Source organism: Cohnella sp. CFH 77786 (genome assembly GCF_019400745.1).
In the GTDB taxonomy this organism is placed as follows: domain Bacteria; phylum Bacillota; class Bacilli; order Paenibacillales; family Paenibacillaceae; genus Cohnella.
The window spans coordinates 124,417-145,132 of the sequence record NZ_WJIB01000006.1; the positions used below are offsets into that span (position 1 = coordinate 124,417).

The 20,716-nt window shown below is 58.2% G+C and carries 27 protein-coding genes; 2 read left to right on the top strand and 25 right to left on the bottom strand.

Annotation, left to right across the window (positions count from 1 at the left end):
* Nucleotides 1-266: 266 nt before the first annotated feature.
* The 23 genes from GE107_RS11390 to GE107_RS11500 form a co-directional block, all read right to left on the bottom strand.
* Nucleotides 267-1,010 (bottom strand): DUF3939 domain-containing protein, encoded by a 744-nt coding sequence (locus GE107_RS11390; protein ID WP_219640005.1) that lies wholly within the window; start codon nucleotides 1,008-1,010, stop codon nucleotides 267-269.
* Nucleotides 1,004-1,354 carry a 2Fe-2S iron-sulfur cluster-binding protein gene (locus GE107_RS11395; protein ID WP_219640007.1) on the bottom strand — a complete coding sequence of 117 codons (351 nt, stop codon included), beginning with the start codon at nucleotides 1,352-1,354 and terminating at the stop codon, nucleotides 1,004-1,006. Before GE107_RS11395 ends, GE107_RS11390 begins: the two co-directional genes overlap by 7 nt.
* A gap of 4 nt (nucleotides 1,355-1,358) precedes the next feature.
* Nucleotides 1,359-1,964, bottom strand: a complete 606-nt coding sequence (locus tag GE107_RS11400; RefSeq protein WP_219640008.1) for a nucleotidyltransferase family protein — start codon at nucleotides 1,962-1,964, stop codon at nucleotides 1,359-1,361.
* Nucleotides 1,965-2,000: 36 nt separating this feature from the next.
* Nucleotides 2,001-2,294 (bottom strand): 2Fe-2S iron-sulfur cluster-binding protein, encoded by a 294-nt coding sequence (locus tag GE107_RS11405; RefSeq protein ID WP_219640010.1) that lies wholly within the window; start codon nucleotides 2,292-2,294, stop codon nucleotides 2,001-2,003.
* A gap of 15 nt (nucleotides 2,295-2,309) precedes the next feature.
* On the bottom strand, nucleotides 2,310-2,489 hold the full coding sequence (locus GE107_RS11410) for a DUF2768 family protein (RefSeq protein ID WP_219640012.1): 180 nt from the start codon (nucleotides 2,487-2,489) through the stop codon (nucleotides 2,310-2,312).
* 111 nt (nucleotides 2,490-2,600) lie between these two features.
* On the bottom strand, nucleotides 2,601-2,876 hold the full coding sequence (locus tag GE107_RS11415; RefSeq protein ID WP_219640013.1) for a stage VI sporulation protein F: 276 nt from the start codon (nucleotides 2,874-2,876) through the stop codon (nucleotides 2,601-2,603).
* A gap of 165 nt (nucleotides 2,877-3,041) precedes the next feature.
* The gene (locus tag GE107_RS11420; protein ID WP_219640015.1) at nucleotides 3,042-4,088 is read right to left on the bottom strand and encodes an NAD(P)H-dependent glycerol-3-phosphate dehydrogenase; all 1,047 of its coding nucleotides are present in this window, start codon (nucleotides 4,086-4,088) and stop codon (nucleotides 3,042-3,044) included.
* The gene (gene plsY / locus GE107_RS11425) at nucleotides 4,078-4,695 is read right to left on the bottom strand and encodes a glycerol-3-phosphate 1-O-acyltransferase PlsY (protein WP_219640017.1); all 618 of its coding nucleotides are present in this window, start codon (nucleotides 4,693-4,695) and stop codon (nucleotides 4,078-4,080) included. Before plsY ends, GE107_RS11420 begins: the two co-directional genes overlap by 11 nt.
* 11 nt (nucleotides 4,696-4,706) lie before the next feature.
* Nucleotides 4,707-6,029 carry a ribosome biogenesis GTPase Der gene (gene der / locus GE107_RS11430; RefSeq protein WP_219640019.1) on the bottom strand — a complete coding sequence of 441 codons (1,323 nt, stop codon included), beginning with the start codon at nucleotides 6,027-6,029 and terminating at the stop codon, nucleotides 4,707-4,709.
* Between the two features lie 152 nt (nucleotides 6,030-6,181).
* Nucleotides 6,182-6,373, bottom strand: a complete 192-nt coding sequence (locus GE107_RS11435; protein WP_219640021.1) for a capping complex subunit for YIEGIA — start codon at nucleotides 6,371-6,373, stop codon at nucleotides 6,182-6,184.
* A 1-nt stretch (nucleotide 6,374) separates the two neighbouring features.
* The gene (locus GE107_RS11440; RefSeq protein WP_370636380.1) at nucleotides 6,375-7,283 is read right to left on the bottom strand and encodes a YIEGIA family protein; all 909 of its coding nucleotides are present in this window, start codon (nucleotides 7,281-7,283) and stop codon (nucleotides 6,375-6,377) included.
* Entirely contained in the window at nucleotides 7,283-7,894 is a 612-nt protein-coding gene (locus GE107_RS11445) for an ABC transporter permease (protein ID WP_219640025.1), read from the bottom strand. Before GE107_RS11445 ends, GE107_RS11440 begins: the two co-directional genes overlap by 1 nt.
* Nucleotides 7,895-8,048: 154 nt before the next feature.
* Nucleotides 8,049-9,404, bottom strand: coding sequence for an Nramp family divalent metal transporter (locus tag GE107_RS11450; protein ID WP_219640027.1), 1,356 nt, complete (start codon nucleotides 9,402-9,404; stop codon nucleotides 8,049-8,051).
* A gap of 240 nt (nucleotides 9,405-9,644) precedes the next feature.
* Complete coding sequence (rpsA, locus tag GE107_RS11455) at nucleotides 9,645-10,931, bottom strand: 30S ribosomal protein S1 (RefSeq protein WP_219640029.1); 1,287 nt, start codon at nucleotides 10,929-10,931, stop codon at nucleotides 9,645-9,647.
* Between the two features lie 170 nt (nucleotides 10,932-11,101).
* Entirely contained in the window at nucleotides 11,102-11,686 is a 585-nt protein-coding gene (locus GE107_RS11460) for a lysophospholipid acyltransferase family protein (RefSeq protein ID WP_219640031.1), read from the bottom strand.
* Between the two features lie 3 nt (nucleotides 11,687-11,689).
* Entirely contained in the window at nucleotides 11,690-12,394 is a 705-nt protein-coding gene (gene cmk, locus GE107_RS11465; RefSeq protein ID WP_219640033.1) for a (d)CMP kinase, read from the bottom strand.
* Between the two features lie 182 nt (nucleotides 12,395-12,576).
* Nucleotides 12,577-12,801: a hypothetical protein gene (locus tag GE107_RS11470; RefSeq protein ID WP_219640035.1), complete on the bottom strand. Its 225-nt coding sequence runs from the start codon at nucleotides 12,799-12,801 to the stop codon at nucleotides 12,577-12,579.
* 39 nt (nucleotides 12,802-12,840) lie between these two features.
* Nucleotides 12,841-13,494, bottom strand: a complete 654-nt coding sequence (locus GE107_RS11475; protein WP_219640037.1) for a flagellar brake protein — start codon at nucleotides 13,492-13,494, stop codon at nucleotides 12,841-12,843.
* Between the two features lie 230 nt (nucleotides 13,495-13,724).
* Complete coding sequence (ypeB, locus tag GE107_RS11480) at nucleotides 13,725-15,092, bottom strand: germination protein YpeB (protein ID WP_219640039.1); 1,368 nt, start codon at nucleotides 15,090-15,092, stop codon at nucleotides 13,725-13,727.
* A 100-nt stretch (nucleotides 15,093-15,192) separates the two neighbouring features.
* Nucleotides 15,193-15,351, bottom strand: a complete 159-nt coding sequence (locus GE107_RS11485; RefSeq protein ID WP_219640041.1) for a hypothetical protein — start codon at nucleotides 15,349-15,351, stop codon at nucleotides 15,193-15,195.
* A gap of 54 nt (nucleotides 15,352-15,405) precedes the next feature.
* Nucleotides 15,406-16,098 carry a glutamic-type intramembrane protease PrsW gene (prsW, locus tag GE107_RS11490; protein WP_219640043.1) on the bottom strand — a complete coding sequence of 231 codons (693 nt, stop codon included), beginning with the start codon at nucleotides 16,096-16,098 and terminating at the stop codon, nucleotides 15,406-15,408.
* Between the two features lie 168 nt (nucleotides 16,099-16,266).
* Nucleotides 16,267-16,869: a genetic competence negative regulator gene (locus GE107_RS11495; protein WP_219640045.1), complete on the bottom strand. Its 603-nt coding sequence runs from the start codon at nucleotides 16,867-16,869 to the stop codon at nucleotides 16,267-16,269.
* A 199-nt stretch (nucleotides 16,870-17,068) separates the two neighbouring features.
* Entirely contained in the window at nucleotides 17,069-17,401 is a 333-nt protein-coding gene (locus tag GE107_RS11500; protein ID WP_219640047.1) for a hypothetical protein, read from the bottom strand.
* Nucleotides 17,402-17,561: 160 nt separating this feature from the next.
* On the opposite strand from GE107_RS11500, the gene GE107_RS11505 reads away from it, so the two are divergent.
* Complete coding sequence (locus GE107_RS11505; protein ID WP_219640049.1) at nucleotides 17,562-18,479, top strand: polysaccharide deacetylase family protein; 918 nt, start codon at nucleotides 17,562-17,564, stop codon at nucleotides 18,477-18,479.
* Nucleotides 18,480-18,559: 80 nt separating this feature from the next.
* Here GE107_RS11505 and GE107_RS11510 read toward each other — a convergent pair whose 3' ends face one another.
* Together GE107_RS11510 and GE107_RS11515 are read right to left on the bottom strand one after the other, a co-directional pair.
* Nucleotides 18,560-18,859 (bottom strand): hypothetical protein, encoded by a 300-nt coding sequence (locus GE107_RS11510; RefSeq protein ID WP_219640051.1) that lies wholly within the window; start codon nucleotides 18,857-18,859, stop codon nucleotides 18,560-18,562.
* Nucleotides 18,856-19,452 carry a CPBP family intramembrane glutamic endopeptidase gene (locus GE107_RS11515; RefSeq protein ID WP_219640053.1) on the bottom strand — a complete coding sequence of 199 codons (597 nt, stop codon included), beginning with the start codon at nucleotides 19,450-19,452 and terminating at the stop codon, nucleotides 18,856-18,858. Before GE107_RS11515 ends, GE107_RS11510 begins: the two co-directional genes overlap by 4 nt.
* Nucleotides 19,453-19,547: 95 nt before the next feature.
* On the opposite strand from GE107_RS11515, the gene GE107_RS11520 reads away from it, so the two are divergent.
* Nucleotides 19,548-20,471: a hypothetical protein gene (locus tag GE107_RS11520; protein WP_219640055.1), complete on the top strand. Its 924-nt coding sequence runs from the start codon at nucleotides 19,548-19,550 to the stop codon at nucleotides 20,469-20,471.
* Nucleotides 20,472-20,716 lie beyond the last annotated feature (245 nt).

A 20,716-nucleotide genomic window follows, 5' to 3' on the forward strand; every position in this document is an offset into this window, starting at 1 on the left:
GCATATGTCTATCTTTTTTCCGCCTTTGGTAGATTCCTTGAGCAGATCTTTATTCCTTCTAAAATGATTGCATTAAAAAGGCCTCGGCCATCGGCCGAGGCACTAACGCGGTCGTTATGAATGGAAGCATTTTGTTCCTTTACTCTGCCCTACTCCCTCTATTCGAGCGGAATTAAGGCATTTTGTCCCTAAATTCTGCCGCTCTGCAGGCGCATATAAAGCACTTTGGTTTCTTACCTCTACCGCTCTCCCGCCATTTGGGAGGACTAGCTTCTTGACGGATCCGGCACGGCTTGCGGACTTCCGTTCGCCAATCGGTAAACGGGCGATTTCACCGGCACGAAGTCGGAGGCGTCGACCAATCGTTCTCGCAAGTCCTCGTCGGCAGCCGGAGTCGATCCGCCTTTTTTCAGCGCCTCCGCGACGTCGATGCCGTAATCGGCGTAAACCCGGCCTGCCTCGTCCACCATGAGCTCAAGCGGACGGCGCGTGTACATGCTGAGCACGTCCGGCTGCTTCATTCCGAGCTTGCCGAAATCCAGGTAGCGGAACCCGGGATATGCCTCGCCCGCTGCCGGGTTCTCGCCCCCGTGTCCGCTGCGGTACTCGTCCACCTTTTTCTGAACGTTCGCGATCTCCTGATAGACGGTGACGTCGAGCAGTTTGACCCGGGGATTCGTTTCTTCGTCGATGATCAGGAAGACGTATTTTCCCCCGCTCTCGAAAGCGTGTTTCGGGATGCTCTCGACATACCCCATCCGCTTCATTTTCGCGAAGTCGATCTTGAATTTCTCGTAGACCGGAACGGAGGCGTCGGCATTCTGGATCGGAAGAAGACCGGTCGCTTCCTTATAACGGTTCACCGCGTCCTGCACCGTACCGACCGCCCCGCGCACGGAAGCTCCTTGTCCCGGCGTCTGCTCTTCCGGATACAAGCACCCGGAGAGCAGCAGCAGAAACGACAAACACGCCGCCAGAACGGCAGGGCGCGCGATCTTCACGTTCACCACAGTTCGTCTCTCTCCCTTTGTTGTTCCTCCATTTTTTTGCGGATCGCCGCTTTCAGAGGATCCTCCGGAACGAAAACGGTCACGTCCGCTTGGACCCGCGCCTGGCAAGAGAGACGGACCCCTTCCTGCAGCAGCGGGCCGATTTTGCGGGTTTCGGCGGGACCGGGTTCTTGCAAAGCAGAAGCCTGATCGGACGGAACGTTCACTTTGCACATCAAGCAAGAAGCTTGGCCATCGCACCTCGTCCGAATAGGCACGCGCGCCCGCCGCGAAGCGTCGAGCAGCGTCGTGCCGGGACGCACTTCCGCATGGCGGCCGTCCGGCAGGAAGGTCACTTTCGGCATCCGTTCAGATCAACCCCGCTTCCCCGCGAAGTTCCGGGTCCGTCGCGTAACGTTTCACGGTTCGAACCGTTTCCTCCGACAATTCGTTCCGTTCGAGCAGACGCTCGAGAATCGGCAAATGCCGTTCGGGCAGCATCCGGATCAAGCTGCCCGCGGCTTCGCAGCGATCAGGCCGGTCACGCAGCGCGTTGAAAATGAGTTCGTGGCCGAGCGGCACGAGCTTGGCCGGAACCCGAACCGATTCGCACGAATCGCCCTCCGGATACAGCAGATGACGGACCTCAGTCCGGTACCGCGATCCTCCGGTCTCGATCCGGAAATCCCCCACCAGCTCCACCTGCGTTTCGGCGATCCGGTAATGGGACAGGATGGAACGGTAACGGTCCGTTGCGCTGTAGACAGGACGGTCCAGAGCGCAATTCCCCAGCATCGCATGAATGCGCGCCGCGTCTTCCTCGTCCGCGTATATGTCCAGATCCCGCGGAGCCCTGCCGAGATTCGCCCCCCGCATGGCGAGTCCGGTGCTGCCCCCGATGACCCATACCGCCCCGCAGCCTTCCAGCCTTACGGCCAACTCGGCCACGGCGGCGGCGGGATATCCGCAATCCATGACGGGATCACCTCCATGCCTTCTGCGAAAATGCCATTAGAAGTAAGTGCGGTTGACGGCGATCAGTTTGCCCTTCCGCACGACCTCCGCTTGGCAGCCGAGCCGGAAGCCGCCGTCCAGCTCATCCGGTCCGAGACGGTCCCACTCGGCATCCGTCGGCTCCGCGAGCAAATCGGCTCCGCTCTCCACGTAACATCTGCATCTGGCGCAGGTGCCCCGGCTGCAATTGAAATTCCAATCGACCCCGGCTTTCAACGCATGCTCAAGCAACGTGTGGCCGATTTCGGCTTCCGCCGTCTTGGTCCGGGTTCTTCCCGTAAGCGTAAGCAAGCTTGTCCGCCCCCTCTATACGATGGCGACAAGGCCGCATAGCATGCCAGACAGCAACATGACGAACGCGGCCACCGACAAAACGAACCGGATCCACCCTTTCGTCTTCAGCCGCGTGAACGTGATCAATGCCGCCGCCATCACCATCAAACCGATGCCGACGAACGACACCCACATTTTGGTCATCGGATCCAAACCATGTGCCTCCCACCGCAACCCCGTTTCAAAACGCTACATATTATACCACTCGCGGGCGGGGATGACAAAGAAGAAACGGGCTCCCGCCGAAGCGAAAACCCGTCTCGTTCACGATTTCATCATCATTTTCATAAGGCCTTCCAGGTTGCTCATGTTCAAGCCGCTCTTCTTGACGGCCGAGACGATCTCCTTCATCGTCTCTTCCGATACCGGTACGTTCGCGAGCTGCGAGACCTGCTTGATCAGCGCGCGCAGCTGCGCTTCGCTCTGCAGCGTATCCGGCGTGACGGTTCCCGCGATTTTCTTGATGGAGTTCTCGGTGATGTTTTTGCCGGTTTTCTGGTTCACCATGCCCAGGATGTCCTTGGAAAACTTCTTATCCATGCCTACCCTCCCTCTTTCACCCCAAAAAGAGAAGTTAAGCTTTGCAGCCGATTCCGATTCCTTTTTGGGGACCCCGTCTATGAACGGCTGCTATTGGGGGAACGATTATGCATGGATAATGTATGTCGGGGCGGGACAAATGGTGTGGGCCGACAGACCGGTGGTTTACTTCAGCCATTTCTCCCGGGAAGCGGCCGCGATTTCTTCGATTTCGTGGGTGCGGACGCGCCCCATCAGATCGCCGACCGCCTGCTCCGGGGCTTTGCCCTCGAACAGGACGGCGTACAATTGGTCGGTGATCGGCATCTCCACGCCATAGCGGGAGGCCAACTCGTGCGCGAACTTCGTCGTGCGAACGCCTTCGACGACCATGCCGATGCGGCGGAGCACTTCATCCAGAGGCACGCCTTGCCCGAGCATCGATCCCGCGCGCCAATTGCGGCTGTGGCGGCTCGTGCATGTGGCGATCAAATCGCCGACTCCGGCCAGGCCGGCGAACGTCAGCGGATTGGCGCCCATCGCCGCGCCCAGCCGCGCGATTTCCGCGAGCCCGCGCGTCACGAGCGCCGCCTTGGCGTTATCGCCGAATCCGAGGCCGTCCGACAGTCCCGCGCCTAGGGCGATGATATTCTTCACCGCTCCGGACGTCTCGACGCCGATCAGATCCGGGTTTGTATAGACTCGGAAATAAGCGTCGTTCATGAAATAATCCTGCGCCGCCTCCGCACGCTCCGAGTTTCGCGAAGCCACCACGACCGTCGTGGGCTGGCGCACGATCACCTCTTCGGCGTGGCTCGGGCCCGATAAGCAGACGATTTCGCTCTCCCCGCGGCCTAATTCTTCCGCCAGCACCGTGGACATCCGTTTCAGCGTGCCGGCTTCGAATCCCTTGGTCGCATGGACAACAAGCGTTTCCCGTCCCAAATGGGAAGCCGCGTTCTGCGCCACCTCTCTCATCGCAGCGGAAGGGGCCACGAAAAGGACCATTTCCGCCCCGGCAAGCACGTCCCTCATTTCCGTGAAAGCCGTGATTCCTTCGGGAATGACCGCGTCTTGCAGGAAACGGGTGTTGCGCCGTTTTTCGTTGATTTCTTCGGCCTGCTCCGGATTCCGCGTCCACAATCTGACGTCATGGCCATTGTCCGCGAGTACCCGCGCCAAAGCCGTTCCCCAGCTTCCCGCGACGAGAACGGCCGTCTGTTTACGCTCCATGGGGCTCACCTTTTTTGTTGCCGCCAAGTTTGTTCTCGGTGCCTTTGACGAGCTTGACGATATTTTTGCGGTGGCGCAACACCGCCATTACGGCGACGATTACGGCCCCCCATATGTAAGGTGCTTCATAGCCGAATAAGGCGATTAAGACCGGAGACAGCACGGCGAAAACGAGCGAGCCGAGCGACACGTACCGGGTCGAGGCGATCGTCGCGATCGCGGCAAGTCCTGCGAGGAGCGTCGGCAAGAAGGCCATGACCGCGAGCGCCCCGATCGTCGTGGCGATGCCTTTGCCGCCTTTGAACCGGAAATACACCGGCCAGTTATGGCCGACAATGGCGGCAAGGCCGCACAGCACGGGGACCCAATCTTCCCCTTTCCCGAGCCAGTGCCCGATCAGCACCGCCGCGATTCCTTTCGCGACGTCCAGCAGGAAGACGGCGAGCGCGGGACCTTTGCCGAGCACGCGGAGCGTGTTCGTCGCCCCCGCGTTCCCGCTTCCGTGCTGGCGGATGTCGATTTTTTTGAGCCATCTGGCCATAAGAATGCTGAACGAAACGGAGCCGAGCAAGTACCCGGCGGCGATAGCAACGATCGGTGTGAACAATCCGTTCTCTCCTATTCCTGGTCCGATTTGCGCCGGGAAAACAATCGAAGCGGCGTGCCCTCGAACGGGAAAGCGGCTCGAATCTTGTTCTCCAAATAGCGTTCGTATGAAAAATGCATCATTTCCGGCTCGTTGACGAAAATGAGGATGGTCGGCGGCTTGACCCCGACCTGCGTCGCGTAGTTGACCTTAAGCCTTCGCCCTTTGTCGGTGGGAGGAGGATTGATGGAAACCGCATCCATCACGATGTCGTTCAGCACGTGCGTCGGGATTCGCATCGCATGCTGCTCCGCCACGCGGTTCACGACCGGAAGGAGCCGGTTCAACCTGCTTTTCGTCTTGGCGGACAGAAACACGACGGGCGCGTAGGTCATGAACAGGAAATGGTCCCGGATCATGTTCTCGAAATGCTGCATCGTCTTATCGTCCTTCTCGACGACGTCCCATTTGTTCACGACGAAAACGCTCGCCTTGCCGTTCTCGTGCGCGTAACCGGCAATGTGCTTGTCCTGTTCGATGATGCCTTCCTCGCCGTTGATCACGATGAGCGCCACGTCGGCCCGCTCGATCGCCTTCATCGCGCGCATGACGCTGTATTTCTCGGTCGTTTCGTACACCTTGCCGCGCTTGCGCATGCCGGCGGTGTCGATCAGCACGTATTTCTGCCCGTCCCGTTCGAACGGCGTGTCGATCGCGTCGCGAGTCGTTCCCGCGACGTCGCTGACGATCACCCGTTCCTCGCCGAGAATGGCGTTGACGAGCGAAGATTTCCCGACGTTGGGGCGGCCGATCAGCGCGACCTTGATGACGTCCTCGTCATATTCTTCCTCTTCGGCAGGCGGAAGCTTCGCGACGGCGGCGTCCAACAAGTCGCCGATCCCCGTGCCGTGAGCTCCGGAGATGCCGACCGGGTCCCCGAACCCGAGGGCGTAGAACTCGTAAATATCGTCCATCCGCTGCAGGTTGTCCACTTTGTTCACGGCCAAGACGACCGGCTTGCCGGAACGGTACAGCATTTGGGAAACCTCTTCGTCCGCGTTCGTGATGCCCGCTTTGGCATCTACCATGAAGATGATCGCATCCGCTTCCTCGATGGCGAGTTCGGCTTGCATGCGGATCAGACGGAGCATCTGGTCTTCCCCGTCGATCTCGATGCCCCCCGTATCGATCACGCTGAACGATTGGCCGTTCCATTCTCCCGTACCGTAAATGCGGTCCCGGGTAACCCCGGGCTTATCTTCCACGATCGCCAGCCGGTCGCCGATGATGCGGTTAAAAATGGTCGACTTCCCCACATTGGGTCGTCCGACGATGGCGATAACGGGTCTTGCCATAATTTCACTCCTTTAATTAGGGAGTTTGACTCCGTCAAACTCTCACGGCTTCGAGGGAATTTGACGACTCATACGGAGTTTGCAAAAGCAAACTCTCACGGCTTCGTCCAACGCTTGCCATGTCTCATCATAACAAAAATTTTCCGCGTTGGCTAACCGTTTTCGGGGTGCCGGTCGACGATGAGGTATACGGTTTCGTTCAGCTCGTGCGCGGCGGCGTCAAGCAGTTTCTCGAGCAGAAACGCGGTTTTTTTCATCCGTTCGGGATCCGGCTGGATGAAAATGGGGGCTCCGCCTCCGACCTCATCTTTGGCCGTCGTCACGACCGCTACGATTTTCGCCATGTCAACCCCCTTCGGCGCTTCGCCGGTTCGCCACGGTCGGCAATCGGATCGCCCCTTCGAGAAGCGGAACGTTCTCGATCGCTCGGACCGCCTTCGACGCATCCCGTTCACGCGGCAGCACGAGCACCGCCAATTGCCCGGTTTCAAGATTGAGCTTCGCGAGCGGAACGAGGGCGGGCTCTCCGTCGTCCCGGTATACGCCCAAGCGGACCGAGGCGTCGTATAGAATCGCCTGCCGCTGTCCCATATTCGCGATGGTCACTCTCCCGTTCCCGTTTTTCGGCGTTAAGAGGATGCCGATTCCCCGGCTTCGGATCACGTCCCGGTCCTCTTCCAGTCCCACGTTCATCATGTACACTTCGCCCACGTACACGTTCGGCCCCTCGAGTCGAATCGGCGCCTCTTCCACCTTGGCGATATGGCTGACCGATTTCCCACGCATGAACCGGGAGACGACGCCAAGAGATACCAATCCTGCGGCGATGCCGGCCCACCACCCTGCGGCGAATGCCGTGAGCGTCGTCGCCAAAGCGGCGAAGATGGCCAGGTAATTTCGCCCTTCGAATACGACGGCGACCCCTTCGATATAAGCGGGGCCGCGCGATACGAGTTCCGTGCGGTCGATCGCCTCGAGCGAATTCCTCTCCATGTTGCGGACTTCGCGGAATTGCTGGGCGGCCAAGGACAGGAACGTGATGGCCGTGTAGTTGTTGTGGTAGAGCGCGGGCACGGCGACGGACCCTAGCGCTCCCGCGATCAGCCCGAGAGCAAGATGCGCGATCATGCCGTGAGGGTAAGCGGGATACTGGCGGTAATCCGCCCGGAGCATGAGCAGTCTGGCGCCCAATCCGAAGCTTGTGCCGAGAAGAACCACGGCCAAATCCCGATGGGCATGGATCCAATGAACGATCACGGGCTTTCCCTTCCTTTTCTCCATCCGAAGCTGACAACGTTCCGGCGCGCGAACGCCGCAAGAACGGACAAGGATCTGGCGGTTAGCACGGCGATCCACCAGCTTTCCATCCAGCGTCCGGATCCGATCAAGCGGCCGCCGGCTTGAAGCCATCCGGCTCTCCACAGGTCGGGGATCGACATGGCCAGCGTCACGGCCGCAACTTGCCCGGCGGCACCAGGAACGAGAAGCGTCGACGCCGCGCCGGTCAAAGCGCCTGCCGCTCTCCCGTGCATCTCCTCCGGCAAGCGGATGGACAGCCATGGAGAGATCGTCAGAATAAGCATAAGCGAACCGAGCAGAAATCCGGCCGACCATGCGGTCCACCGTGCGGGACTCTCCATTCTCCAAGCCAAGGCGAAAACCGCAAGAGCCGTCCAGACGAACGCCCCGCCCACCGTTGCATGGCCGCCGGCGGGCAGTTCCAACCAAGCCGCAAGCGGCCAACCCGCCAGAAAGACCGCAACCGCGTAATCCGGAATACCGTCTGCCGTCTCTTCCCTCCATCCGCTCCACCAGAGAACCGCGGAAGCTACCCATAGAAAAAATGCCGTGTACCCTGGCGGCATATCCGCCCATCACCTCCACTCCCTAGTATGCGCCGAACCAAATAAAACAGCTACGCCGTCCTTAACGGACGAATAGACGTTTTATCGGAGGTGATAATGCCAAACACCCCTGTCCGGATATGCGGATCAGGGGTGTTCGGGAATGAAGTCGCGGTCAGCTGAGCCAGCCGGACACGGTCTGGTACAGGAGATAAAGATTCAGTCCGGCGATCACGATCGCCACCGCCCAAGCCAATATCTGCAGCCAAAGCGGGTTGACGAATACGCCCATTTTGTTCTTGTCGCTCGTGAACTTGACGAGCGGGATGACCGCGAACGACAGCTGAAGAGATAAGATGACCTGGCTGAGAATGAGCAGTTGGGCGGTGCCGCTTTCCCCCGCGATGGCCGTCACGATGACAGCGGGAATGATCGCGATAAGCCGCGTGATCAGCCGCCTTAACCACGCAGGCAGCCGGATGTTGAGAAACCCTTCCATCACGATCTGCCCGGCCATCGTGCCGGTCAGCGTCGAGTTCTGCCCCGACGCGAGCAGCGCGACGCCGAACAGAATGCTGGCCATCGTGGAGCCGAGCAGCGGGGTCAGGAGATGATAGGCGTCCCCGATCTCCGCGACATCCAGAATGCCGGCGGAATGGAAAGCGGCTGCCGATACGATCAAGATCGCGGCATTGATAAACAAGGCGAAGAACAGAGCGATCGTGGAATCGGCGGTCGCGAATCGGATCGCCTGCCGTTTGCCCAGCTCCGTCTGTTCGAACTGCCGGGTTTGCACGATCGAAGAATGCAAATACAGATTGTGCGGCATGACGGTCGCGCCCAGGATCCCGATCGCAATGTAAAGCATAGCCGGATTCGTGATGATTTCGGAACGCGGCACGAAGCCTTGGAACACTTCAGCGGCAGCCGGATGTGTCATAACGATCTCCGCGACGAAGCAGATACCCACTGTCCCGATCAGCGTAATGACCAACGCTTCGATATATCGGAAACCCTTATTCTGAAGCAGGAGAATGACGAGCACGTCGATGACGGTAATGATGATTCCGTAGATCAGGGGAATTCCGAACAGCAAATTCAAAGCGATGGCGGTGCCGATCACTTCCGCGAGATCGCAGGCGGCGATCGCCAGTTCGCAGAGGACCCAGAGCCCCATCGATACCGGCTTGCTGTAATGGTCCCTGCACGCTTGCGCCAGATCCCGGCCGGTGACGATTCCGAGCTTGCCCGCGAGCGCCTGCAGCAGGATGGCCATCAAGTTCGACAACAAAATGACGGACAAAAGCGTGTACCCGAACAGGGATCCTCCGGCCAAATCCGTTGCCCAGTTGCCGGGATCCATATAGCCGACGGCCACCAGGTAACCGGGGCCTGCGAACGCGAGAAACTTGCGGATCCAGGAGCCTGTTTTCGGAATTTTCAAGCTGCGGTATACTTCCGGCATCGTCGGCTGCGTTCTCGTATGACGCCAGCCGCGTTCCGCAGCGATCGGCGTTACGTCGTCACTCATGCTTCCACCTCTTCTCTATCCATTCTGGGTGCGGAGCCGAAAGTTGCGCTTGTGCAACTTTTGGGAATAAAAAAAGATTGATCCAACAGCATGTCGTTCCCGTGTTTTTGTTGCCTACATCCTAATTGTAATCGAGCAAAAAAGTTTGTCAAAGGCAACATTTACGCAATTAAAAAGCCGTTTCTTCGCCGCCGTCGAAATCATGGCGGGGCAGAAACGGCTCCTTCTATTTACTGGCGATTACTTGAATTTGCTCAACTTATCTCCGAATTTCTCTCCGAGCGTGAAGCTCATGCTCTCCGGTTCGGGAAGGCCTGCCGATTCCTTCGGCGCGCGAGGAGCGCGTTCCGGACGGGCCGGCGCTTCTTCGGTTTCCTTGATCGACAAGGATACGCGTTTCTCGGCCGGATTGAAATCCAGGATCTTCGCCTGAACCTCTTGCCCTTCCTTCAGTACTTCATGCGGAGTGGCGATGTGGCGATGGGCGATTTGGGAAATGTGCACAAGTCCTTCCACGCCGGGAGCGATCTCCACGAATGCGCCAAAGCTGACGAGACGCTTCACGACGCCGGTGACGATATCGCCGGTATGGAACTTGCCGGAAGCCGTTTCCCAAGGACCCGGCTGCGCAGCCTTGATGCTCAGGGAAATTTTGCCTTCAGCAGGTACGACCTTCAGAACTTTCACCTTTACGGACTGGCCTTCGGAAACGACGTCAGCCGGATGGGCAACATGTTGCCAAGCCATCTCGGACACGTGAACGAGACCGTCTACGCCCCCGATGTCGACGAATGCGCCGAACGGAGTGAGCCGTTGCACGGTGCCTTCCAGCACCTGACCCGGTTGCAGGGACGACATGATCTGGTTTTTCTTCTCTTCGTATTCGGCTTCCAGTACGTCCTTGGCCGACAGGATGACCTTATTGTTCTCGCGGTCGATTTCCTTCACCTTGACGCGAAGGGTGCGGCCTTTGTAGCTGCTGAAGTCCTCGACGAAGTGGCGCTCCACCATGGAAGCCGGAATGAATCCGCGAACGCCTACGTCGGCGACCAGACCGCCTTTAACGACGTCAGCCACGACGACGTCGAACGCTTCGCCGCTTTCGAATTTCTTTTGCAGGTCTTCCCAAGCCTTGGGAGTGTCCGCTTGGCGTTTGGAGAGGGTCAGCGTTTCCTTGGCATCGTCGATGTTGATCACTTTGGCGACCACTTCCTGGCCGATTTGAACGGCATCGGCTGCGTTCTCCAATTGGACCGGGGACAACTCGCGGAGCGGGATCGTCCCTTCATATTTATATCCAAGGCTTACGAATGCTTGGTTGTCCTCGATTTTGACGATCGTCCCTTTGACGATGTCCCCTTTTTTCAAGGTCACGAGATTGTCCATCGCATCCTGGGAGACCGATTCCGCCGCCTCGTTCGCAGGCAGCGCGGTTTCACCCGACGTTGCGGATACGTCGGCCGCTTGCGCGTCCTCGTTGACCGCCTCGGCGGCTCCCGATTCCTGTACTTTCGTTTCTTCAGACATGAAAATACCTCCTCAATTCTGCCCCAACTTTATTTAAACCCGCAGGAAGCGGCGTCTAAATCGGATTTCCCGGTTTCCGCCCGGCCCATTCGCACGCGGAACCCGCCAAATAATGTTAAGAAATAATGCCTTTAGTATGAGGGATTGCCATCGGAACCATGCATGTCGGGTCATGACGACGGGATGCCGGTTTTCAGCATTTCCCGGATCTTGGACATGATCACCTCGGTTGCTTCTTCCATCGCCTCGGAAGTGCCGCTCGCAGCATACGGTTTGAGGTCGACCGGCGCGCCGTAAACCGCGATCATCTTGCGGAACAGCCGATACTCCCCGACCAGCGCGACCGGGATGACCGTGGCGCCGGATCGGATGGCGATCGTAACCGCCCCGCGTTTGGCCTTGCCGTCCGAATTGCGGGTGCCTTCCGGGAAGATCCCCATGACATGGCCTTGCTGCAGCAGTTCGATCGCGGTGCGGATCGCCTCCTTGCTGACGGCCCCCCTCTTGACGGGAAATGCGCCCCATGCCCGGATCACCTGCCCGACGACGGGAACCCGAAACAGTTCGGCTTTCGCCATGTAGTGCACCTTGCGGGGCACATAAGCGCCGAGCGTAAACGGATCCTGCGAGCTCTTGTGATTGCTGCACAGAACTACGGGGCCGCCTTCGGGAATGTTGTCGAGGCCTCTGGCCTCCAATCGGAAGAACAGCCGATAGATGAACCGGACGATAACCCTGCTGAAGGAGTATAACATAATTTACTTCTCCTCCGCCGAAATGGTTCTTGCGATGGCAAGTCCCCATTCCACGATTTCGCTTGCCACCTCTTCTGCCGTCCTGCCGGTCGAATCGACAAGCTTCGCGTCTTTCGCGCGGATGAGCGGGGCGATTTCCCTCTCCTGGTCGATCCGGTCCCTGTCCGCGATGTCCAGTTCCAGCTGCTCCAGCGTCACACCGGGATTGTCCCCCAGTTCCTTGAATCTTCGCAGAGCCCTTTCCCTCGGGGAGGCGGTGAGGAACACTTTCAACTCGGCATCGGGAAGCACGTGCGTGCCGATATCCCTGCCATCCATGACGACGCCTTTCTCCTTCGCCATCCTGCGCTGCAGGGTCGCCATCCGGTTGCGGACGCCTTCGATTTTGGCGAAATGCGAGACTTGCCGGTTTACTTCCAGGGAGCGGATGCGGGAGCTGACGTCTTCCCCGTCCGCGATCACCTTCTGTCCTTCTGGGCCAGGTATGAGCCGGATGTCCAGCCGTTCGGCGAGCTCGGTTACGCGTACGGCGTCGTCCGCCGTCAAGCCGGATTCCATTGCCTTCAGCGCGACCGTCCGGTACATCGCCCCCGTGTCGACATATATGTACTGCAGATCTCGGGCTGCCATCCGGGCGACTGTGCTTTTGCCGGCTCCTGCCGGTCCGTCGATGGCGATGTTGATTCGCGGCGTCTGATGCGGATTCATGAGGGAACGATTGGCCTCCTACAAGTGCAAACGGTTATGCCGGGAAGTAAAAACAGGCAGGCTCAGCCTGCTGCGTCATCAAAATTATAGCATACCCCTGCGGCGCGATGCAAAAAGGCGTCCGGCTGATTCGCCGGACGACTCTGTTGAACAAGTCCCCCAAATCGTACTCGGAATACGCTTCAGTGCTTAACTTCGCTTTTGGAGCTATCATCAGGTCCCCGGTAAGATATGCCTTCCAGCCGGTCCGTAGGCGACATCCACGCCCGGACGGCGGGAGATTGGAGCGCGCTCTGGAAAAGCAGAAGCAACAGAACGAGCAGCCATATTCCGCGGCGCAGCCATTTTTCGACGCAGTCGGACCATTCGGCGAACGCGCGAGGGTCGATATCCCGTTTGCGGATCAATGCGGATAACCTCCTGCCGCGGCGAACTCCGGAAGCCGGTCAGCCTTTGTGCTTGTCCAGCTGGCGTTCGAAGCAGAATCGGATAATTTTTTGCTGTTCGGCATCCTGAATGTCGGTAAAACGCATCATGACCAAATGTTTGTCGGGCTCCACGGGCATCGCGCGGACGACTTCCCCTTCGAATTTGGCATGTCCGATGTTGCCGTTCTTAAACGTGAGCAGAAGCCAGCAGGACAAGGAAGTCCCGGGGACGAGCGGCCATTTGCGGTCGGTGCGGAAGGAAAGCCCTCCTCCTCCGACATCGTCGGTGATGGCGGTAAAGCGAGTTTTATCGCCGATCCGCAAGGCAAGCTCCAACTGGGCCTCGACGCGCAGGAAGCTGCGGCGCTGCTCGCGTTCGATTTCATCCAGGTTCGGCTTGTTCACCGAAAAAACAGTAACCGTATCCTTCTTGACTCCCGTGACGGTCGTCGTGAACAGATGTTTAACCCCGTCCTGCGTGAAGTAAAACATCCGGAGCTGCTCGCCCGGCTGCGGCCGGTGGTAACGGCGGGTTTTCTCGTCGAGCGGAATTTCGAGCCATATCGAGTTCTCGTCCATGTCCGCCACGCGGGAGCGCAAGGTGGATGCCGACTCGGGGTCCGGGACCGGCATCAATTGCAAATAGGTCGTTTGGTTTATTTTAGGAAGCACCGGAAAACCTCCATGTCGACATGACAACAGAACCATCGTTCTGCATGTTTCCCATTATAGCACGACAGGAAAGGTTTGGGATGCCCCCGGACGAACAAATCCCGCGAAAATGAAGCAAAGCTCTGCAGCTGAATCCGATTCCCGGGTAAGCAGCGGTTTATCGCAGCAATTGTCGAAACCGAGCGAAAGCCAACCGGTATAGGTATTCAGTCCCGGTTGGCCTGACGGCATCAGGTGCCGTAAATCGGTTTGGAGGCGTCGGGAATCCGTTCCACCGTTTCTTCGATTCCCGTCTCGGCGTTCATGTAGATCCGGTAGTCGCTGCCGTTGATATTACCGATGAACTCGTGGCAAAGAACGGGCTGGCGCATCTCGTTTTCCACGATGGCCAAGGAGTAATCCTTCACCCGGAACTCGGGATTGAGCCCCTTGGCGGCTTGCTCCCTGCTCACCTTCGGCTTGCCCGTCGCCAGCAGCTGCTTCGTCGTGGCGAATACATGCTGCGTGGCTTGCATCCCCACGACTTCTCCGTTGTCAAGCGCGACCCGGACCGTCACTTTATCCGGATAGATCCGCACGCCGTTCTGCGTGCCGGCGAACGAGAATACCGCGACGTGATCGTATTCGTCGTAGGTAACCGGGGTCATGCCGCGATACCCGTTGCGGACGAGAAAGTTGGTCGCATGGTTCCGGGCGGTGTCGAAATTGATTCTTCTCGCCTTGACTTCGCGGGGATTCATGAACCAGAGCAGATGCCCGCCCTTGCGGGTATAATCCATTTGGATGCGCGTGCCGCCCCCGTCCTGCGAGGTGACGGTGTAGGTACGGAACTTGGTGCGGCCGCCCGACTCCGTCACGGTCATCTGCCCGGCGCCTGCGGCGCGGTTGCCGATGAATGACGCCGCTCGGGCCCGGATTTCGGCGGGCGTCATTTCCTTGCCGGGAACGCCGTCGGTGGAGAGCAACCGCGGGGCGGCCATGGCCGACGGACCCCAATCCGTTTCGGGATACTCGCCGATCTTCTTGTCTACGGTGCGGAACCCGTCGATGATCGTATTGTCGTGCGGATTATTCTCGCTCGCCATCGCCGCTTCCACGTCCATCCAGCGGAGATGGTCCTTGATGACGGCGTCCTGGATCCGGCCGAGCTCCTTGTTGATATCGCCGGACTTGGCGTAGAGCGATTTCAGCGTATTCATTTCCCCAGGACTTAGCGGTTGTTTGGTCAGGTCGCGGACGGACGTTCGGTATGCGAAGTTGGAAATTTTGGACAAAAACGATTCCGCCTTATTGAAAGGAAGCATAGCCAGCGGAAGCTGATTGATTTCGTTCTGGGCCTGACTCGTCAGTCGCCAGACGTTCACGAGGCCTTTGCGCTGCATCCCGTGGGACGCGGAGGAGACCGCGAGCGTCTGCCCTAGTTCATCTTGCAGTCGGTTCATATGGTGGTTCAAATCGTGGAATGCCCGTTGATACTGGTTTTCGGCTTTGATCAAAATCGAGTTTTTCTCTTGATGCTCCTGGTACCCCCACAGAATGGCCCCGACGAACAAGATCGCGGCAATCGGAAATAACACGGAACTGAGACGCGCATACATGAAAAGCGACCCCTTTCATTCCCAGACTACGGATTGCCGTTAGTGTGGGATAAAGGAGTCGGCTTTATTCGCGCTTTCGGGAAGAGTGCCGCGGGCGCCGTCACGCTTCCTCTTCCTCGATATCGAAATCGACGTCATTGTTGCACAGGCACATCTTGAATCCCGTATCCACGCGCCCCCGGTCCTTGCGGCCGCGAAGCGTGAATTTCTCGCCGCAGCGTTTGCAGCGAATGGTCACTTTGACCCTTGGGTTGGACATGGTTCCCCTCCAGCATGAGAATGAGTTCATCATGCTCCAGTATGGACGGAAGGATTACGATTTAATCTCTTCTTCCCGCTTCAGCATGCGGAAAGGGGAAACGGCGTTGGCCCGGTTCACCCTCCGGATGCCGCGGTACCACAGCAGGAGCATGAAGGGAACCGCGATCCACATCCAGCCGGAAGGCACGGTCAGCATCATGAAGTCGTACACCCCGTGCCAGACCAGAGGCAAAAGCGCCGCCAACCAGAGATGGTATTTCACGCGTTTGCCCGCTGAAAATTTGGCCCGGCCGAGCGAGTAGCCCATGAACACCCCGAACAGGGCGTGTCCGGAAACCGGCAGCAGCGCCCTGACCATCAGCGTCCCGAAGGTGGTCGGCTGCAAGAAGGCATAGAGGACGTTCTCGAGCGTGGCGAAACCGAGCGAAACGGCTGTCGCGTAAACGATCCCGTCATAGGGTTCGTCGAATTCCGTGTGATTGAATATGATGTGGTAGAGCACGAAAAATTTGAGCAGCTCCTCCACGGCGGCTGATATCACGAACGAATAGACGAGCGGAGACTCGCCCATCCACAGCGTCAACCCGCGCTGCAGCACCATGGCGGGCAGAACGATCAATACTCCCATGAGGAACACTCTGACCACCATGGACAGCGGTTCGGCATCGTAGCGGTCTTTCCAATAGAAATAGGCGAGCAGCGCGAGTCCCGGAGCAATGGCGGCAGCCAGCACCGACAGAAGCATTCTCGTCCCCCCTTCCGTGATCGTTACGGTCTGCAGCTTACATTATACAACGGGATGGCTGACGACACACCCTCTTCCCGGCATTCGCCGGCAAGCAAAAAAGAACATTCCGCGGCAAGCCGTCCGCCGCCGCAAAATGTTCTTCGCCTTCAAACAGATTTCGCGGGTTCAGCCAAAATGCTCGGCCAAAACCATCACCGCTTGGGCCGGAATCACGATTTGACCGTATTCCTCGAGTACGGCGGGCGTCACGGATGTTGCTTCACCGTATTCCGCCAGCACGGCGATCAAAGCGTGGTAGCTTGCGGTTTCCAGGCCCGCCGGATCGAAGCAGAGGATCCATTGGTCCTGGTATCGGTACATGCGACCTTCTTCCGTCAGTCGGCCGGCCAGCGTCTTGGCCGCGCCGATCGCGTCTTCGATATCCCGGAACCGGTATATGATAGCTTCGCTTTGTTCAAGCGTCACTTCCATTTCGTAAACCTCGTCGTCCATCTCGTCAAGGGCGGAGGACTCCGGATCGCGCTCTTGCTTTCCCCTGGTCACGATGACGACCATTCCTTGAGCCGGCATGGCGAAAACTTCAACCGCGAGCGGCCCCGAAGCGTCAAAGCCGAGCTCGTTGTAAGCTTGATCCATCATTTCGCTGAACAGCTCATGCACCTTGGGAATCTCGCGCCACATGTCTTCCTTCTGGATCCCGCGTTCCGTCAAATCGTCGAACGTGAGGAAAATACGAATTTTGTCTTGGCCGAGCCGCTCCATCCTCATGACAGGACCCTCCTTTGCGCACGATGGGTGATAACAGCGTATGATCGGGCATATAATGTGTGATTGAAATCTGCTTTGACAACATGTTATCACTTCTCCCATCGAAATGCACTAGGGAAAACCCTCGGATGGCAAATAATCGCGGGCTCCCGCACGAAAAAGGCGCCTCCTCCCCGGTTTCGGGGAGACGCGCCTTTCGTTAAATGTGCTGGCCGTTCTGATTCAAGATCTCGTTGATTTCATGTTTTACCTTCGGGTCTTTGGAGGCGAGATGCTCGACCTGCTCCAACCCCTCGGAGCTCGCCGATCCGTTGCGTGCGGCGGAGAAGGCGTTCTTCGTCTGCAGGCCGAGGAGGCCGCCCCCGAATTTCACGTTCATCCCTCTATCGATCGCCGTTTCCTTCATTTCGTTCATCCGATGCTTCAGCATTTCACCGATACCGTTCATCGCCGCGTTCACCGTCCGGTTACGGATGAGCATGACCACGGCCGCGCCGGCGAGACCGCCGAGCACGAAAGTCCCCAGTCTCATGATGCCACCTCCTTGTCGGTGTCTTTAGTGTGGCCGGGAAGGTGCCGGACATGCGTCCTCAAAATAAGGAAACGGTCCCGTTACTCGCGCCCATTCTTGTATGATACAATCGTTTCGATACGACAAAATACACGACATCCATCGGAGGGATTTCGACACCATGTCCCATCGCCAACGTCCGATTTTGAACGCCGCAGCCTGCGCTTCCGCCCTCCTCCTCGCCCTCACCGCCTGCGGAAGCGGAGAATCCGCGGGGTCCGCTTCCCCCTCGGCAAGCTCGCCGGCTCCTCCTTCCGCGAGCAGCGTAACGGCGGCCCCTTCGGCATCTGCCGGAGCGGCAAGCTCGCCGGCACAGACGCCTGCCAGTACGGTTCCGGCATCTCCTTCCGCTTCGGAGTCCACACCGCCTGCGCCAGCGGTTGCCGCCGCGCCGACTTACCGGATGAACAAAGCGTACAACATCGTTCCGATCGACAAGGACAAATCGCCGTCCAAAGTCGTGCTGCTTACGTTCGACGACGGTCCCAAGGAAGCCGGCATGCTCGGTCAAATCCTGGACGCGCTCGACAAGCACCACGCCAAAGCCATCTTCTTCGTGAACGGATACCGAGTCAAGGCGCACCCCGAATTGCTGAAGGAAATCGACCGGCGCGGCCAAGTGATCGGCAATCACTCGTACGATCACATCATGCTCGGCAAGGAGAAGGATGACAAAATCCGGGACCAGATCGGACGGGTCCAGGAGATCGTGAAAGAAGTGACCGGCAAAACGCCCGTGTTTTTCCGGCCTCCCTACGCTTCCGCCAACGACACCGTTCACAAGGTCGCCAAGGATAACGGGCTGCTCTTCATGACCTGGTCCAACGGGTCGCTCGACTGGGCTCTCGGCAAGAAAGTACAGGATAAGCCGCAGGCGGTCATCGATAACGTAATCAAACAGCTCCACCCCGGCAGCAATATCCTGATGCACGAGCTGCCATGGACGGCCGAAGCGCTGGACCGGCTGCTCACGCGTCTCGAGGACGAAGGTTATGCATTCGTCGATCCGAACGCGATCGATTCAACGATCGGAAAATAACGCGAAAACCCGTTGCCGCACGCGGCAACGGGTTTTTGATACGGCGCGCCGGGCGGAAACGGGCCGGTCGCGCAATTTGGTTACGGTCCGTACATCTCCCTGCCCCACCAGACGAGGCCGGCGGTCAGGGCTGAGAATAGAACGAGCAAGGTCCGGTAGAACCAGCGGGACAGCTGTTTCTGCTTCGACGGATGGATGACGGAACGCGGCGGCATGCCGGTCTCCGGAATGCCGGAGGACGCGGCCGCCTGGACGATCGCTGCCTCCAGCTCTTCCAGCGTAAGCGGCGGGCCTTCTTCCGGCTCTGCTTTCCGCTCGAAAGCCAGATTCTTCGCTTCACGATACCGTGCCCATACGGAAGAGGTATCGTTGTCGTTCATTCTTTCTCCCTCCGATAACGAATGATGAGCCCCATAGCCAGGTCGATCAGAAAATGGGCAGCGATCGGCGCCCAGATCGTGCCGGTTTGAATCTGAATCCACCCCAGGCCGTAGCTGATGGAAAAAACGAGGCCCGTCGGAATCCAATGCCGCAAATACCGGACGTGGATCGCGGCGAACGCGATGCTGGTCCAATAAGCGCCGATCGCATGCTGTACGGCCCCGCGGAACAGGATTTCCTCGCACAGGCTCACGACCAAGGAGATGAGCGCGATGTGCCAGATCGGACGCGTCCGGAAAATCCGTTCGTTGACGCCTCCGTCTTCGGAAGCCTCGTCCGGGATCCAGCCGGAGATCGCCAGATCGGCGAGAAGCACGCAAGCCGCTAATCCCGCTCCCCATAAGGCGAAATCCGCGTTCCCCGGCCATGAAAGCAAATCAATCGGGCTTCGCCCCTGAAAAAACAGCCAAACCACGCCGATAATGAGGGTAAGTAGCTGGGTCAGATACAAATTGAGCAGCAGCATCCGGTCTGACAACTCGTCGACCGACACTTGACGGATCTTGAGCTTGCGAATGTCGAATTTTCTCATGATACCTCTGAAGAATGCGAATTTTGTATGTTCAGCCGAGCGTTTTTTTTCTATACTAGAGACTGCATAAAATCCTTCCGCCCAAAGGAGAAAACATGGAAAAGCGTTTGAACCGAACCGATCTCGGCTTTTCGTTGGCGTTCCTTTTTATGCTCGTCATCGCCACCGGAGCCTTTTTTTACGGCGTGAAAGTCGGAACCGACAGAGTCCAGGCGGAGCGTCTCGAAGCCGAGCGCTCCAGCAAGCCGCTTGCTCAATCCGCGCCGAACGCATACCAGCAGCAAGATCTGGTATCCTTCTATCATACCGTATTTTTGCCTTACCGTGAATTTCAGAACGAATGGTTTTCCGCGAGAGGCGAATGGAACGCCGATCCTTCCGCGGATCTGTCCGCGTCCTTGAAAATGCTCTCCAAAACGGCGAACGCCAAATACGCGAAAATCAAAAGCGCGTTCGTGTCGCCTTCTTCGCCGCTCCTGAAGGATGCGCAGACCGATTACATGAAAAGCCTGAAGCTCTTCTCCGACAGTTTCGCGAACCTTGCGTCCACCGCGAACAAAGGCACTACGGAGCAGCTGCTTCAATCTTTGGAGAACCAAGCCTTCTACACGGAGGGACGCAAATACGCCTTGTCCGGTCAGAACGCCTATTATACCGCCATGCTCAAATGGGCGGCAACGGTGAACCCGGACATCCCGGAAGATTTCAAAAGCCCTGCCGTCATCGAGCTGGCGCGTTGGAAATCGATGCCGCTCATCATCAAAAACAAAGTGGCCGTCGATTATTTGTCCAGCCATTCCCTGTACGCCGATTTCCTTCCGCATGACTTGACCGCCCGGATCGACCAGTTCATCCGGTCCGGACAAGCCGACAAGATGAAGCAGACAACGGTCGGTTCGATCGCCGAACTGCTGACGGGCACGGACGCCGTACGAAACGGCGACTTCCTCGGCAGCAAAACGATGCTGTATCCGAACGAGCAGTTGCCTCAGTTGCCTTTTTTCATCCCGGATAAGTAAGAAACGCTTCGAATCGCAATTTGTCGCATATTCGTCATTGCATCGGACACCCCGTTGCTTTAAAATAGTAAAATCCGATGACGTAATGTTCTCTCGCAAGTCACCCTCCACGCGCCGCCTGCCCGCCCGGAAGCGGAGGCGGCAATGGGGGTTTTTTCTTAGTGATTCGGATCGTATAGGATCTGCGATACGTTTCTGAATCACCTCGGGTATAACGTCATCCGTCCGAATAGGACGGTGCAGCC

Excerpts from the sequence above, each read along its gene's own strand:
- GE107_RS11520 (WP_219640055.1), top strand. The coding sequence starts at position 19,548 with ATGGAAAAGCGTTTGAACCGAACCGATCTCGGCTTTTCGTTGGCGTTC.
- cmk (WP_219640033.1), bottom strand. The coding sequence starts at position 12,394 with ATGAATCCGCATCAGACGCCGCGAATCAACATCGCCATCGACGGACCG.
- GE107_RS11420 (WP_219640015.1), bottom strand. The coding sequence starts at position 4,088 with ATGGAGCGTAAACAGACGGCCGTTCTCGTCGCGGGAAGCTGGGGAACG.
- GE107_RS11400 (WP_219640008.1), bottom strand. The coding sequence starts at position 1,964 with ATGGATTGCGGATATCCCGCCGCCGCCGTGGCCGAGTTGGCCGTAAGG.
- GE107_RS11395 (WP_219640007.1), bottom strand. The coding sequence starts at position 1,354 with ATGCCGAAAGTGACCTTCCTGCCGGACGGCCGCCATGCGGAAGTGCGT.
- ypeB (WP_219640039.1), bottom strand. The coding sequence starts at position 15,092 with ATGTATGCGCGTCTCAGTTCCGTGTTATTTCCGATTGCCGCGATCTTG.
- GE107_RS11445 (WP_219640025.1), bottom strand. The coding sequence starts at position 7,894 with ATGCCGCCAGGGTACACGGCATTTTTTCTATGGGTAGCTTCCGCGGTT.
- GE107_RS11435 (WP_219640021.1), bottom strand. The coding sequence starts at position 6,373 with ATGGCGAAAATCGTAGCGGTCGTGACGACGGCCAAAGATGAGGTCGGA.
- der (WP_219640019.1), bottom strand. The coding sequence starts at position 6,029 with ATGGCAAGACCCGTTATCGCCATCGTCGGACGACCCAATGTGGGGAAG.
- GE107_RS11495 (WP_219640045.1), bottom strand. The coding sequence starts at position 16,869 with ATGAGGATGGAGCGGCTCGGCCAAGACAAAATTCGTATTTTCCTCACG.
- GE107_RS11415 (WP_219640013.1), bottom strand. The coding sequence starts at position 2,876 with ATGGATAAGAAGTTTTCCAAGGACATCCTGGGCATGGTGAACCAGAAA.
- prsW (WP_219640043.1), bottom strand. The coding sequence starts at position 16,098 with ATGCTTCTGTCGGTGCTGGCTGCCGCCATTGCTCCGGGACTCGCGCTG.
- GE107_RS11460 (WP_219640031.1), bottom strand. The coding sequence starts at position 11,686 with ATGTTATACTCCTTCAGCAGGGTTATCGTCCGGTTCATCTATCGGCTG.
- GE107_RS11510 (WP_219640051.1), bottom strand. The coding sequence starts at position 18,859 with ATGAACGACAACGATACCTCTTCCGTATGGGCACGGTATCGTGAAGCG.
- GE107_RS11450 (WP_219640027.1), bottom strand. The coding sequence starts at position 9,404 with ATGAGTGACGACGTAACGCCGATCGCTGCGGAACGCGGCTGGCGTCAT.
- GE107_RS11500 (WP_219640047.1), bottom strand. The coding sequence starts at position 17,401 with ATGAGACTGGGGACTTTCGTGCTCGGCGGTCTCGCCGGCGCGGCCGTG.
- rpsA (WP_219640029.1), bottom strand. The coding sequence starts at position 10,931 with ATGTCTGAAGAAACGAAAGTACAGGAATCGGGAGCCGCCGAGGCGGTC.
- GE107_RS11485 (WP_219640041.1), bottom strand. The coding sequence starts at position 15,351 with ATGTCCAACCCAAGGGTCAAAGTGACCATTCGCTGCAAACGCTGCGGC.
- GE107_RS11515 (WP_219640053.1), bottom strand. The coding sequence starts at position 19,452 with ATGAGAAAATTCGACATTCGCAAGCTCAAGATCCGTCAAGTGTCGGTC.
- GE107_RS11505 (WP_219640049.1), top strand. The coding sequence starts at position 17,562 with ATGTCCCATCGCCAACGTCCGATTTTGAACGCCGCAGCCTGCGCTTCC.